The sequence below is a fragment of the uncultured Georgenia sp. genome (assembly GCF_937958535.1).
Lineage (GTDB): Bacteria > Actinomycetota > Actinomycetes > Actinomycetales > Actinomycetaceae > Oceanitalea.
Map to the genome: position 1 here is coordinate 1 of NZ_CALGNQ010000020.1, position 12,979 is coordinate 12,979.

The window sequence follows — 12,979 nt, forward strand, 5'->3', positions numbered from 1 at the left end:
GGCCGGCGGGGCAGGGACGTAGGGCTCGCCGAGGGTGAGCATGAGCCGGTTCGCCCAGGAGAAGAACGCGACGGACGCGACGAGGTCGACGAGCTCCACCGGCTCGAGCCCCAGGTCACGCAGCCGGGCGACGTGCTCGCCCGTGGCGCGCGACGGCGAGGCCGCCAGGGCGGCGGAGAAGTCGACCAGCGCGGCCCACCGCTCGTCCTGGCCGGCGCTCAGCCCACCGAGGTCGACCGGCGCCCAGCCCGCACCGCGCGGGACGTCGACGGCGAGGAGGCGGTCGACGTCGTCGGGCCGCTTGCTCAGCTGCGCGGCCTTCCGGGCGTGGACCGAGGCGCAGAAGATGCAGTCGTTGACCTTGCTCGTCACCGCGGCGGCGAGCTCGCGCTCTGCCCGCGGCAGCCCCACCCGGGTGAGGAACACGGCGTGGTCGATCTGCGTGCGGGCGGCCAGCACCCCGGTCTGGCGGGCGAGCAGCCGGAAGTAGGCGCCGTCGCTCTTGCCGGCGAAGGCGGCGCGGTGCTCGTCGGTCAGCTCCTCGGCCGGGATCGGCTCCACCCACGGCAGCCAGGCGAGCTGCTCCCGGGTGTACGCGCGAGGCACGGGCAGCCCGTTCGGCGCCCGCTCCGGGGAGTACTTGCCCCGTGCGGGCAGCTCGACCGACGGGGCCGGGGCGGGGCTGTCGTCGTGGCCGGCGAGGAGGCGCAGCCCGGTGACGAGCCGCGCCTCGTAGGCGGTGACGGCCACCACCTGGGAGAGCAGGACGATCGCGTCGGCGTCCAGGCCCGCATCCTCCAACGCCGCGACGTCCTGCGGCGTGACGAGGGCCGGGGCGAGGCTGAGGAGGTCGGCGTGGCGCACGAGTGCGGCGACGGCCGGGTCGGCGGACGCGACGTCGAGGTCGACCGCGTCGTGGCTGCGGTGGTGCTCGGCGAGCACGGTCGCGCCGTGCTGCGCGGCGACGCGGGCGGCCAGCGCGCGCCGCACGACGGGGGAGAGGCGGCCGGGGTCGGAGAACAGGTGGTGGTGGGCCTGCTGGGTGTGGTGGACGACCTCCGGCTTGGTGAGCCGGGCGTCCGCCGTGGCCTCGTCGAGCTCGGCGAGCGCACCGACGAGGTCGGTGCGGGGCGAGACGGGCCGACGGGTGGTCGTGGTCATGGGGTGCTCCAGGACGAGGGTGCGCGGCAGCGCCGCGCCGGTCAGGGGACGCCGCGAACGGCAGGGCCCGGGGTTCCTCCGGGGACGGCCGGACCACACACCCGAGGACGGGCGGGTCAGCGAGAGCCGTCAGCCGTGCGGCAGGCGACGAGGGAGAGCGGGGTCAGCACCCGCGGGTGTCGCGGCTCAGCGACAACAACACATGCACGCGGCGGCGCGCAGACACATGCACAGCGACGTGCGCGGCGCGAGAATCTGCCTGGCACTCGTGTGCATGCTCATCGGGTCCTCCAGGTCGCGAACGACACGCGATCGACGGGGGCACGTGAGGTGCCCTGACCCGGACAAAGTACGCCACCCCGCTTGAAGAACCAACCCCTGGACGCCGTGCGTCCCACCACGTGGACGACGCGGGGCTGGGGGCGGAGGCGCCGGAACGCAACAGGTCGCCCCGCCCGCTCGGTCCCGGCCGCCGCCAGGGGCGACCGGTGAGCGGGAGGGGCGACCTGCGTGAGGGAGTGCGCCCGGAGCGCTACTCCTCGACGTCCTCGTCGACCCAGTCGAAGGTCTTCGTCACGGCCTTCTTCCAGTTGCGGTAGAGGCGCTCGCGCTGGGCCTCGTCCATCTGCGGCTCCCAGCGCTTGTCCTCGGCCCAGTTGGCGACGACGTCCTGCTCGCCCTGCCAGAACCCGACGGCGATACCGGCGGCGTAGGCGGCGCCCAGCGCCGTGGTCTCCGCGACCTTCGGCCGCACGACCGGCACGCCGAGGATGTCGGCCTGGAACTGCATGAGGGTCTCGTTGGCGACCATGCCACCGTCGACCTTGAGCTCCTTGAGCGCGACCCCGGAGTCGGCGTTCATCGCGTCGACGACCTCCCGCGACTGGTAGGCCGTGGCCTCGAGCACCGCCCGCGCGATGTGGTTCTTGTTGACGTAGCGGGTCAGGCCGACCAGCGCGCCGCGGGCGTCGGCCCGCCAGTACGGGGCGAACAGGCCGGAAAACGCCGGGACGAAGTACGCCCCGCCGTTGTCCTCCACCTGCTTGGCCAGGTCCTCCACCTCGGGGGCGCTGGAGATGATCCCGAGGTTGTCCCGCAGCCACTGGACGAGCGAGCCGGTCACCGCGATGGAACCCTCGAGGCAGTACACCTGCGGCTGGTCGCCGATCTTGTAGCCGACCGTGGTGAGCAGCCCGTTCTTGCTGTGCACCAGCTCGGTGCCGGTGTTGAGCAGGAGGAAGTTGCCCGTGCCGTAGGTGTTCTTCGCGGCGCCGACCTCGAAGGCCGCCTGCCCGAAGGTCGCGGCCTGCTGGTCGCCGAGGATGCCGGCGATCGGCACGCCGGGCACCATGCCGCCCTCGCGTCCCTTGCCGTACACCTCGGAGGAGGAGCGGATCTCCGGCAGCATCGCCAGCGGCACCCCCATGTCCCGGGCGATGTCCTCGTTCCAGGTCAGGGAGTCGATGTTCATGAGCATCGTGCGGGAGGCGTTGGTGACGTCGGTGACGTGGACACCGCCGTCCGCACCGCCGGTCATGTTCCATACGATCCAGGAGTCGGTGTTGCCGAAGAGCAACTCACCGGCCTCGGCCTTCTCCCGGGCGCCGTCGACGTTGTCCAGGATCCACCTGATCTTCGGGCCGGAGAAGTAGGTCGCCAGCGGCAGGCCGACCTGGTGCTTGTACTTCTCGGCGCCCTCGCTGCCGCCGAGCTCCTCGACGATGCGCTGGGTACGGGTGTCCTGCCAGACGATCGCGTTGTACACCGGCTTGCCGGTCGACTTCTCCCACACGACGGTGGTCTCGCGCTGGTTGGTGATGCCGACGGCGGCGAGGTCCCGCCAGGTGAGGTTGCCGCGGGTCAGGGCCAGCCCCACGACCTCGCGGGTGTTGTCCCAGATCTCGACGGGGTTGTGCTCCACCCAGCCGGCGCGCGGGAAGATCTGCTCGTGCTCCTTCTGGCCGGTGGAGATGATCGAGCCCGAGTGGTCGAAGACGATCGCCCGGGTGCTGGTCGTGCCCTGGTCGATGGCGAGCACGTAGTCAGGCATGTCGGTCCTTTCACGTCAGTGTGACGGTTGGTCGTGGAGGTCGGGGGTCACAGGAGCTGGGCGCCGGCGAGGCCGCCGAGGGCGCCACCGATGAGGGGGCCGAGGATCGGCACCCACGAGTAGCCCCAGTCGCTCCCCACCTTGCCACGGATCGGCAGGAGGGCGTGGGCGATGCGGGGACCGAGGTCACGGGCCGGGTTGATGGCGTACCCCGTGGGGCCACCGAGGCTGTTGCCGATACCGACGACGAGCAGCGCCACCGCCAGCGGCCCGAGCCCGGAGGGCGTGAAGCCGAAGGCGACGATGACGAACAGGAGGACGAACGTGCCGACGATCTCGGTGACGAGGTTCCAGCCGTAGGTGCGGATCTCCGGGCCGGTGGAGAAGACCGCGAGCTTGGTGGCTGCCGGGGCCTCCTCGTCGAAGTGCTTCTTGTAGGCCAGGTACATGACGATCGCGCCGAGGGTCGCGCCGATGATCTGGGCGAGCATGTAGACCAGCGCGTTGCCGGCGTTCGCCTCGATCGGGGCGAGGCCGAGCTCGTCGTTGCCGGGGAAGAAGTCGTTCCCGCTGGCCCACAGGCCGACGGTGACGGCGGGGTTGATGTGCGCGCCGGTGTTGTAGGCGACGTACACACCGGCGAAGACGGCAAGTCCCCACCCGAAGTTGATGAGCAGCCAGTTGGCGCCCACGCCGTTGCCCTTGGTCTTGGGCAGGATCGCGTTGGCGACGACGCCGCAACCGAGCAGCGTCAGCATCGCCGTGCCCAGGAGCTCGGGCAGGAAGATCGCTGAGAAGTCCACGTTGTCCTCTTTCTCTGGTGAACCCGACGGCGCGACCGTGCGCCGTCAGGGGCTTGGGGTCCCTGCCCTCCTCAGCGGGTGGGCAGGGGTCTCATCGCGACGATGTCCGGCGCCCGCAGCCGGACGCGTTCCCCCTCGGCGTCGTCCGCCGTCTCCTCCGCGGCACGTTCCGCCTCGCACCGCTGGGTGTAGGACTCCATCTCCCGCTGCCGCCGCTCCTCGTCCCAGCCCAGGATCGGGGCGATGACGTCGACGATCTCCGGCATCGCCGCCAGCCCGCGGTCGGGTACCTCGTAGACGAGCCGGGTGCGGTGGAGCATGACGTCCTCCAGGTGGAGGACCGACTCGTGGCTCGCCGCGTAGGCGACCTCCACCCGCAGGTAGGCCGGGGCGTGCTCCAGCGGCCGGGCGAGATCGGGCTGCTCCTCGATCATCGCGACGAGCTCGTCGAGCATCGCGCCGTAGCGGTGCAGCAGGTGCCCGACCATCGCCTTGGACCACCCGTAGCGGGCGGCGTGGCGGTGGGCGCGCCGGTGCATGGCCCGCAGGCCCACCGCACCGAGCAGGGGGATGCGGTCGGTGATCGAGGGCAGCCGCGCGGCCCGGTCACCGAGCGCGAAGTCGACCGCGTCCTTGGCCATCACCCGGTAGGTGGTGAGCTTGCCCCCGGCGATGGCGACGAGACCGGGTGCGGGGGAGGCCACGGTGTGCTCCCGGGAGACCTTGGCCGAGGAGGTGCCCTCCTTGGTGCCCGGCTGCAGCAGCGGACGCAGCCCGGCGTAGGTGCCGATGACGTCCTCCCGGGTGAGCGGGGTGCGCAGCACCGCGTTGGCGTGGTCCAGGACGTAGTCGATGTCCGTGCGCGTGGCCACCGGGTGGCGCAGGTCGTGCTCGTAGGGGGTGTCGGTGGTGCCGATGATCCAGTAGCGCGACCACGGGATGATGAACAGGACGCTCTTCTCGGTCTGGAGGATCAGCCCGACGTCGCCGCGGATGCGCTCGCGGGGGACCACGAGGTGGATGCCCTTGGAGGCGAGGACCTTGAGGCCGCCGCTGCTGCCGGACAGGGCCTGCGCCTCCTCGGTCCACACGCCGGTGGCGTTGATGACGTGGCGGGCCTTGACGGTCAGGCGCTCACCGGACTCCAGGTCGAGGAGCTCGGCCCCGTCGACCCGGCCGGTCGCGTCCTTCGTCAGGTCGACCACCTGGGTGCGGCTCGCGGCCAGCGCGCCGTACTTGGCGGCGGTGCGGACCAGGGTGATGACGAGCCGGGCGTCGTCGACCGTGGCGTCCCAGTACTGGACGGCGCCGATCGCAGCGTCGTGGCGGAAGTCCGGGAAGAGCTCCTGCATCGTGGTGCGGGAGCGGTGCCGGTGCAGCGGCATGGCCCGCTTGCCCGGGGCCAGGCCGGCCAGCGCGTCGTAGAGGGCCACGCCGGTGCCGACGTAGGCCCGCTCCCAGATGCGGTGCTCCAGCGGGTAGAGGAACGCCACCCGCTTGACGAGGTGCGGGGCGAGGTGCTTGATGAGCAGGTCGCGCTCGGTGAGGGCCTCGTGGACGAGGTGGAAGTCGAGCATCTGCAGGTAGCGCAGCCCGCCGTGGACGAGCTTGCTGGAGCGGCTGGACGTGCCGGAGGCCCAGTCCTGGGCCTCGACGATGCCCACCTGCAGGCCGCGTGTCGCGGCGTCCAGCGCGATCCCGGCCCCCGTCACCCCGCCGCCGATGACGAGCACGTCCAGCCCGTTGGTCATCTCGGCCAGAGCCGAGCGTCGTGTCTCCCCGGTCAACGTGCTGGATGCCACCTGGACCCCTTCGGTTGTCCGACCAGTTGTCAGGACATGTTGTCCCTTCCCGATTGGCCGCGCAAGGGAATCGCGGAGGAATCTGCGGCAGGCGCGGACGGCGGCCGGTAGGCGCCCACGGTGAGCATGCGCATGAGCCACTCGAGCGGCCCGCGGCCCACGACGCGGGTCCACAGCGTGCACCCGACGAGCGCGACGACGACGAACCACACCAGGACCGCGTTCGACTCCGGGTACCACACGACGTCCTCGCCGAGGATCGCGATCGCGACGATGTGCACCGAGTAGGCGGTCAGCGCCATCGCGCCGACGGCGGCCAGGGGGTGGAGGAGGAGCCGGCCGCCGCGGGCGACCCCGGGAGCCGTCGTCAGCACGAGGACGACGGCGAGCACGAGCAGGGCGACGCCGGCGTTGCCGACGACCTCGAACGTGGTGTCGGAGTGCGGGTCGGCACGCAGCAGCTGCTCGGTGAGCGGGGAGGTGGCGGTGACCCGGTGGCGCAGCAGGTCGCTGCCGCCGTAGCCGAGGAGCAGCAGCCCCAGGCCGCTCACCGCCAGGAGGCCCTGGACGCGGCCCGACTGCAGGTCGAGCCGCCCGAGGCACAGCCCGAGCAGCATGTAGGCCACCCACACGACGGCGGGGTAGTAGCCGGTGAGGACGAGGTCGAGGAGGAAGCTCTCGCCGCGGGCGGTCGTCACGGGCGGCGGTCCCTGCCCGCTCGGGTAGCGCAGCACCGCCATGAGGGTGGGGCCTGCCAGCCCCGCGACGGCGGCGAGGGCGCCCACCACCGCCGGGCGCAGCGCGATGAACGGCGCGACGAGGAGGAAGGTCACGGCGTAGGACGGCAGGATCACGGCCACCGGCGTCCCGAACATCATGAGCAGGACGCCGAGGACGAAGATGACACCCGCGCGGGTGGCCACCCGCAGCCAGCCGTGCACCAGCGCGGGGCCGCGCGGGACCGTGCGCCTCCCGGTGAACAGGGCGATGGACAGCCCGGCGAGGACCGCGAAGAGCGCCGACGGGCGTCCCTCCGCGACGACCAGCCACGCCGGCGACGGGTCGCGCGTGGCGGTGATGTCGTTGAGGTGGGCGCCGAACATCCCGAGCACGGCGACGCCGCGCGCGACGTCGACCCCGACGATTCGTCCCTGCACCGTTTCAGGGTATGCGCGGGGCGCCCGTGAGGGTGCGCCGAACCGGGGTCCTCCGGCGCGGTCGGCCCACGGTGCTGCCGTTCCGCGGACTCCCGGCGGTCGCGTTGCTACCGTGCCCTCCATGAGGGCGCCAACGTGGTCGCCGCGGACCGTCGGGCTCGCTGTGCTCGTCGTCGGCCTCGCGCTGGCGCTGCTGCCGAGCAGCGGCCTCCTGCCCGCAGGATGGTTCGCGCCCACGCGCGCCGACGCCGGTCCGCCCACCCTCCCCACCCGGTTCGCCGGCTACTCCTACCTCACCGGAGACGTCTCCACCTCACCGCCCGGGCGCGCCGTCGCCGTCTACCAGCACGGCTTCGACGTCGAGTTCCTCGATGCCCCGCAGGCCGTCGTCGCGGGCGCCGACGGGGACATCTACCGGCGCCTCGACGCCGCGGAGGCCCGCGACCGCCGGGTCCCACGGCGACCCGGCGGTCATGCGGTTGTCCCCGGACGGCACCCGGGTCGCGATCGGCGACTGGGACACCACCGCACCGGACGTCATCGTCATCGATCTCACCACCGGCGACGCCGTCACCTACCCGGTGCCCGGCGGGCGTAGCGCGGTCCCGCTGGCCTGGGCACCCGACTCGCGGCGGCTGGCCTACCTCACGACGGCAGAGCCGGTGAACCCGTACAGCGGCCGGGCCGTCTCCGGAGACCTGGGCCTGCTCGACGTCACGACGGGTACGGCCGAGCTGGTGCCCGGCCAGGACGGCGCGCGGGCCGCGGCGTTCTCACCCGACGGCCGTGAGCTGGCGGTCCACCGGATCACACCCGACGACGGCTCCCTGAGCGGCCAGGACGGCATCCCCCGGATGGGCGGCGGCACGGTCGAGGTGCTCACCGCCGGCGGCACGGTGGACCGCCGCCTGGCCATGCCCGCGCACCACTACCTCCACGGACCCGACGCCTGGTCACCCGACGGCGCGCTGCTCGCCACCGCGGTGCAGTGGCTGCCGGCGTGCGAGCACCTGGCGACCGACACCCGGGAGTGGGGGGACTGCTTCAACGACTACACCGGCCCCGAGGACGGCATCGTCTTCCTCGACGCGACGGGCGGGGACGCCGCCGTCCCCGCGCCGGTACCGCCGGACGTGGTCGGCTGGGACGGCCTGCTCGGCTGGACCGGCGACCGCGAAGTGCTCGTCCTCGACGCGCCCGCGGACCCCGAGTCGGCCGAGGACGACCTGTTCTGGCTCACCGCGGTGCCCCTGGAGGGGGGCGAGCCGCGCCGCCTCAGCGGGGTCCCGGGCGGGGGCAACTACGGCGTCGGCGGCTTCCAGGTCGCGTCGGCCCTCCTCCCGGACATCGAGCTGCGCGACAACGCGGGGGCGGTGGACCGCGGGCTGTGGCCGACCTGGCTGCGGGTGCTGGTGGCGCTCGGCGCGGCCGGCGCGGTCACGCTGGTCGCCCGGACCCTGGACCGCCGGGGCCACGCAGTACGGTTTGCCCATGCGCATCGCACGGTTCACCACGGGTGACAACCCCCGGTACGGAATCCTGGAGGACGGCTCGACCGACCTCGTCGTGCTCAAGGGCGACCCGCTCTACATGCCGATCCAGACGACCGGCGAGCGGGTGGACCTCGACGCCGTCCGCCTGCTCTCCCCGGTGATCCCCCGCTCCAAGGTGGTTGGGGTGGGCCGCAACTACGCGGCGCACGCGGCCGAGATGGGCGACGACGTGCCGGAGCAGCCGCTGCTCTTCCTCAAGCCGAACACCGCCGTCATCGGGCCGGACGACCCCGTCGTCGTGCCGCCCTACGCCGAGCACGTCGACCACGAGGCCGAGCTCGCCGTCGTCGTCGGCCACCTGGCGAAGAACGTGCCGGTGGAGAAGGCGGAGAGCTACATCTTCGGCTACACCGTGGCCAACGACGTCACCGCCCGCGCCGCCCAGCGCGCCGACGTCACGTGGACCCGCGGCAAGGCCTTCGACACCTCCTGCCCCATCGGGCCCTTCCTCGCCGTCGACACCGACGTCTCCGACCTCGCCGTGCGGGCGTGGGTGGACGGGGAGCTGCGGCAGGACGGGCGCACCTCGCAGATGGTGCACAAGATCCCCGAGCTGCTCGCCTACGTCTCGAGCATCTTCACCCTGCTGCCCGGCGACATCATCCTCACCGGCACCCCGGCCGGTGTCGGCCCGGTACTGCCCGGCCAGCGCGTGGAGGTGGAGGTCGAGGGCATCGGCCGGTTCGGCAACAACGTCGTCAAGCGGTAGGGGCGGGCGTGGCGAGGGACGAAGGATGTGTCTTCTGCCGGATCGTCGCGGGCACGGCGACCGCCGACGTCGTCCTCACCACGCAGGACGTCGTCGCCTTCCTCGACGCGCGGCCGGTGTTCAAGGGACATGTGCTCGTGGTGCCGCGCGCCCACGTCGTCACCCTGCCCGACCTGCCGGACGAGCTGCTCGGCCCCTTCTTCGCCACGGTGCGCCGGGTGGCCGCCGCGCTGCCTGACGCCCTCGGCGCGCAGGGGACCTTCGTGGCGATGAACAACGTCGTCAGCCAGAGCGTGGCCCACCTGCACGCGCACGTCGTCCCGCGCACCCGGGGCGACGGGCTGCGCGGGTTCTTCTGGCCCCGCACCAGGTACGCCGAGGGGGAGCGGGCGCAGTACGCCGAGAAGCTCCGGGCGGCGCTGGCCGGCTGAGACACCGGCCCTGGCCGGCGGCGCGGGCGCGGGCCGGCCCGGGTGGCATGACCGGTCGAGGTCGCGACCCGCGCAGGGTCAGTGGAGCGTGGCGTCCGGTCCGGTGCGGGCGTACCGGGTGAACCGCACCGTGAGGCCGGCGCGGGTGGGGGAGCAGCAGTACAGCCCGCCGCAGACCGCGGCGTCCGGGGCGAGGTGGGCCACGCGCACGAGGCGGAACGGCTCGTCGTCCACCCGCGCCCGCACCGTGACCGCGTCACCGGCCCGGCTCGCCCGGACGGTGACGAGCCGACCCGCCCACCCGGGGACCGGGGCCACCGACCAGTCGGAGTACCCGTGGGTGACCACCGCGCCGACCTGCGGCGCGCCGTCGGAGACCTCCACCCCGGCCTTGACCCACTCGGTGTCCGACACCCGGAGGAAGAGGCCGGCCTGGTCGAACTGCTCGGTGTAGTCGAGCCGGAAGCCCACCTCGACGGCGCCGGCCGCGGGCAGCGGCTCGAGCAGCGCGTGCTCGGTGTCGTGGACGAACCCGTAGGAGGTGTGGCGCCAGGCGTCGCTGCCCTCCACCGCGGTCACGCGCAGCTCCTCGCCGACGACGACGGCGGACTCCGGCGGCGTCGTCCAGGTCCCCTCCCGCAGGAGGTCGGTCAGGCTCATCCCGCCACCCTAGGGGCGCGGCCGGGTCTCGACCGCCGGCGGTGGCGGGACCGGCGTCGGTCCATGGTGCCGACCGTCCGCCCCGCCACGGCCGACCGGAGCGCGGCAGCGCCCGCGCTCAGGGGAGCGGACGCACCAGTACCCGGTCGACCTCGAGGGCGGGGACGAACTCCCGGTCGGTCCGCTCGCCCGGGAAGTCGAAGACGCCGAGCATGAGCTGCACCGGGTAGCGCGGCGGGCCGGTCACGGTGCGCACGACCGCGCCGTCGACGCGCAGCTCGGCACGGTCCGGTGTCCAGTCGACGGCGTAGTCGTGCGGCTCGGCGACGTCGATCGGCAGCCGGACGGCGGCGAAGTCCTCGACGACGTCGGGGTCGCGGAAGGCGTGCAGACCCATGCCCACCGCCGCCGACCGCCCGGGCTCGACCGCGTCGCCGAACACCTCCATGACGCAGATCTCCGCCGAACGCTCCGGCCGGTCCTCCAGGCCGACCAGCCAGAACGCCGCCATCGAGCCCGGTCGCACGTCCAGGCGGGCACGCACCTCGATGCGGCCGTACTGCGGGGTGCAGCCCCAGAACGTGGGCTGCTCCTCCCGCACGGTCAGGCCCTCCCGGTAGGGCTGCTGGCCCACCGTGCTGCCCACCGGGCCGGAGAAGCTCCCGGACTGGACCGCCGAGACCCGCATGTCCGGGTGGTGGTCGCCGGCGCACCACAGCCCCTGCGCGGGCGGGATGGACAGACGCAGCCGCGATTCGGCGACCTCGTAGGTCGCGGCGGTGCGGGCGCGTGAGCTCCAGGCGGGCAGGTAGTGCGGGAGCCAGACGGAGCGGTCCAGCTCGGGGCCGGTGAAGTCGTCGTCCAGCACGCTACGCCCCGATCGGCGGCCGCAGCTCGCGGGAGTAGTAGAAGGCCCGTTCGCGGGGTGGGTCCTCCCCGCTGGTGAAGCCGTGGCGCTCGTAGAAGCGGCGGGCGTCGACGTCCGGCTCGTCTACGTCGACCTCGACGAGCGCGACCCCGTCGGCGGCGGCGTCGTGGAGGAGCCGCTCGACCACCGCCGTCCCGATGCCCCGGCCGCGCAGGTGGGGGACGACGTAGAGCTCGTCGAGGAGCAGCACCGGGCCGTCGTACCAGACGTTCGGGCGGGAGGTGAGCAGCGCGACGGCGACGGCGGGCTCGGCGGGGTCGCCGGCGAGCAGCGCCGTCGTGCTGCCCGCCGCGAGCAGCTCCGCCAGCCGCGCGGTGAGGACATCGACGCCGGGGGAGTGGGTGTCGTACTCGGTGTTGAAGTCGTGCAGGAGGCGCGCGACCTCCCGGGCATCGGACACCGTCGCCCACCGGACGTCCACCGTCATGGCGGAACGGTACGCGCGGCAGGGGTGCCGCCACCAGGGCATTCGGCACCGACCGCCGCCCGGCGTCCGTGCCCGGCGCCCGGACCGCCGCCCGGCGGCTCACCCCTGCGACCGGTCGGCGGGGGTGCCGGTGGGCCGGCAGCGAGGGCGCCGGCAGTGCCGTGCGAGACTGGGGCGGGCCGGCGCCCGGGCGAGCAGAGCGGAGGCAGGTGTGCGAGGTTCCGTCGGGCTGGTCGCCACTCTCGCGCTGGCGATGGGGGCCGGGCCGGTGCTGGTGCACGGCCTGACCGCGATGAGCCCGCTCGTCGTCGCCGACCTGGGCCTGACCCGCACCCAGTTCGGCTCGCTGGCGACGCTGACCTTCCTCGTCGCCGGCCTGAGCTCCGGCCTCGCCGGTGCGCTGGTCGACCGGATCAGCGAGCGCCGCACCATGGTGCTCCTCTTCGTCGGCTCGGCGCTGACGATCTGGGCGGCGGCCGCGGCGCCCGGCTACCTGTGGCTGGTGCTCGCCGTCGTGCTCTCCGGGGCGGTGCAGGCCGTCTCCAACCCGGTGACCAACCGCGTCGTCTCCTGGGTCGACGACCCCGGGCGCCGCGGTACGGTCCTCGGCGTCAAGCAGGCCGGTGTCCAAATGGCCCAGGCCTCCGCCGGCCTGGTGCTCCCCGCGCTCGCACTGGCCGTGGGGTGGCGCTGGTCGCTCGCCACGGCGGCGGCAGTCTCCCTCGCCGGTCTCGTGCTCGTCGTCCGTCACGTCCGCACCCCCGGACGCGCCGCGGCGGAGCATGCGACGGCCCGCAGGCCGCGGGTGAGGCTGCCCGCGGCGGTGTGGTGGCTGGCGGCGTTCGCCTTCCTCAGCGGCTGCGCCCTGCAGGCCACCAACGTCTACCTGCCGCTCTACGGGTACCAGGCGGTCGGCCTGGCCGGCGCGGCGGCCGGGGCGCTCACCGCCGTCGTCGGCGGCGTCGGCCTGGTGGCCCGGATCCTGTGGGGCCGGATGGTCGGGCGCGTGCCGGCGCCGCGGGCCCCGCTGCTCGTCCTCGTCGCAGGGTCGCTGCTCGGCCTCGGGCTCATCCTCCTCGCCGAGACGGCGGGCGCGGCCCTCCTCTGGGTGGGGACGGCCGTCTTCGCCGCGACCGGGATCGCCGCCAACGTCGTCCTCATGGTCACCGTCATCCGGGTCGTGCCGCCGGCGCTCGTCGGGCGGGCGACGGGGGCGCTCGCCACGGGTCTCTACCTCGGCTTCGCGGTCGGTCCGGTGACGTTCGGGCGGGTGGTCGACACGACCGGCGACTACCGCG

General features: G+C 73.5%; 12 protein-coding genes. 4 read left to right on the forward strand and 8 right to left on the reverse strand.

Annotation, left to right across the window (positions count from 1 at the left end):
• The 5 genes from Q0195_RS00845 to Q0195_RS00865 all read right to left on the reverse strand — a co-directional run.
• Positions 1–1,161, reverse strand: a 1,161-nt coding sequence (locus Q0195_RS00845; protein ID WP_299273277.1) for a peroxidase-related enzyme, incomplete at its 3' end; no start/stop codon positions are given.
• 532 nt (positions 1,162–1,693) lie between these two features.
• Positions 1,694–3,211, reverse strand: a complete 1,518-nt coding sequence (glpK, locus tag Q0195_RS00850; protein ID WP_299273279.1) for a glycerol kinase GlpK — start codon at positions 3,209–3,211, stop codon at positions 1,694–1,696.
• 47 nt (positions 3,212–3,258) lie between these two features.
• Positions 3,259–4,014, reverse strand: a complete 756-nt coding sequence (locus tag Q0195_RS00855; RefSeq protein ID WP_299273282.1) for an MIP/aquaporin family protein — start codon at positions 4,012–4,014, stop codon at positions 3,259–3,261.
• Positions 4,015–4,085: 71 nt separating this feature from the next.
• Positions 4,086–5,816: a glycerol-3-phosphate dehydrogenase/oxidase gene (locus Q0195_RS00860; RefSeq protein WP_299273284.1), complete on the reverse strand. Its 1,731-nt coding sequence runs from the start codon at positions 5,814–5,816 to the stop codon at positions 4,086–4,088.
• A gap of 29 nt (positions 5,817–5,845) precedes the next feature.
• Positions 5,846–6,973, reverse strand: coding sequence for a DUF418 domain-containing protein (locus tag Q0195_RS00865; RefSeq protein WP_299273287.1), 1,128 nt, complete (start codon positions 6,971–6,973; stop codon positions 5,846–5,848).
• 473 nt (positions 6,974–7,446) lie between these two features.
• Between Q0195_RS00865 and Q0195_RS00870 the strand changes: the two genes are divergently transcribed.
• Genes Q0195_RS00870 through Q0195_RS00880 form a run of 3 tightly spaced genes read left to right on the forward strand, consistent with a single transcriptional unit; the run spans position 7,447 to position 9,666 of the window.
• A complete protein-coding gene (locus tag Q0195_RS00870; RefSeq protein ID WP_299273289.1) occupies positions 7,447–8,493 on the forward strand; it encodes a hypothetical protein in 1,047 nt (348 codons plus the stop codon).
• A complete protein-coding gene (locus tag Q0195_RS00875) occupies positions 8,465–9,235 on the forward strand; it encodes a fumarylacetoacetate hydrolase family protein (RefSeq protein WP_299273291.1) in 771 nt (256 codons plus the stop codon). Before Q0195_RS00870 ends, Q0195_RS00875 begins: the two co-directional genes overlap by 29 nt.
• 8 nt (positions 9,236–9,243) lie before the next feature.
• Positions 9,244–9,666 carry an HIT family protein gene (locus tag Q0195_RS00880; RefSeq protein ID WP_299273293.1) on the forward strand — a complete coding sequence of 141 codons (423 nt, stop codon included), beginning with the start codon at positions 9,244–9,246 and terminating at the stop codon, positions 9,664–9,666.
• A 78-nt stretch (positions 9,667–9,744) separates the two neighbouring features.
• Here Q0195_RS00880 and Q0195_RS00885 read toward each other — a convergent pair whose 3' ends face one another.
• The 3 genes from Q0195_RS00885 to Q0195_RS00895 form a co-directional block, all read right to left on the reverse strand.
• On the reverse strand, positions 9,745–10,326 hold the full coding sequence (locus Q0195_RS00885) for a DUF1349 domain-containing protein (protein WP_299273295.1): 582 nt from the start codon (positions 10,324–10,326) through the stop codon (positions 9,745–9,747).
• 118 nt (positions 10,327–10,444) lie between these two features.
• Entirely contained in the window at positions 10,445–11,194 is a 750-nt protein-coding gene (locus tag Q0195_RS00890) for a glycoside hydrolase family 16 protein (protein ID WP_299273298.1), read from the reverse strand.
• A 1-nt stretch (position 11,195) separates the two neighbouring features.
• Complete coding sequence (locus Q0195_RS00895; protein ID WP_299273300.1) at positions 11,196–11,681, reverse strand: GNAT family N-acetyltransferase; 486 nt, start codon at positions 11,679–11,681, stop codon at positions 11,196–11,198.
• A 211-nt stretch (positions 11,682–11,892) separates the two neighbouring features.
• Here Q0195_RS00895 and Q0195_RS00900 point away from each other — a divergent pair.
• On the forward strand, positions 11,893–12,979 hold a 1,087-nt coding region (locus Q0195_RS00900; RefSeq protein ID WP_299273302.1), incomplete at its 3' end, for an MFS transporter.

Bases quoted from the DNA above. Each gene is read 5' to 3' on its own strand.
- glpK (WP_299273279.1), bottom strand. From the start codon at position 3,211: ATGCCTGACTACGTGCTCGCCATCGACCAGGGCACGACCAGCACCCGG.
- Q0195_RS00870 (WP_299273289.1), top strand. From the start codon at position 7,447: ATGCGGTTGTCCCCGGACGGCACCCGGGTCGCGATCGGCGACTGGGAC.
- Q0195_RS00875 (WP_299273291.1), top strand. From the start codon at position 8,465: ATGCGCATCGCACGGTTCACCACGGGTGACAACCCCCGGTACGGAATC.
- Q0195_RS00885 (WP_299273295.1), bottom strand. From the start codon at position 10,326: ATGAGCCTGACCGACCTCCTGCGGGAGGGGACCTGGACGACGCCGCCG.
- Q0195_RS00895 (WP_299273300.1), bottom strand. From the start codon at position 11,681: ATGACGGTGGACGTCCGGTGGGCGACGGTGTCCGATGCCCGGGAGGTC.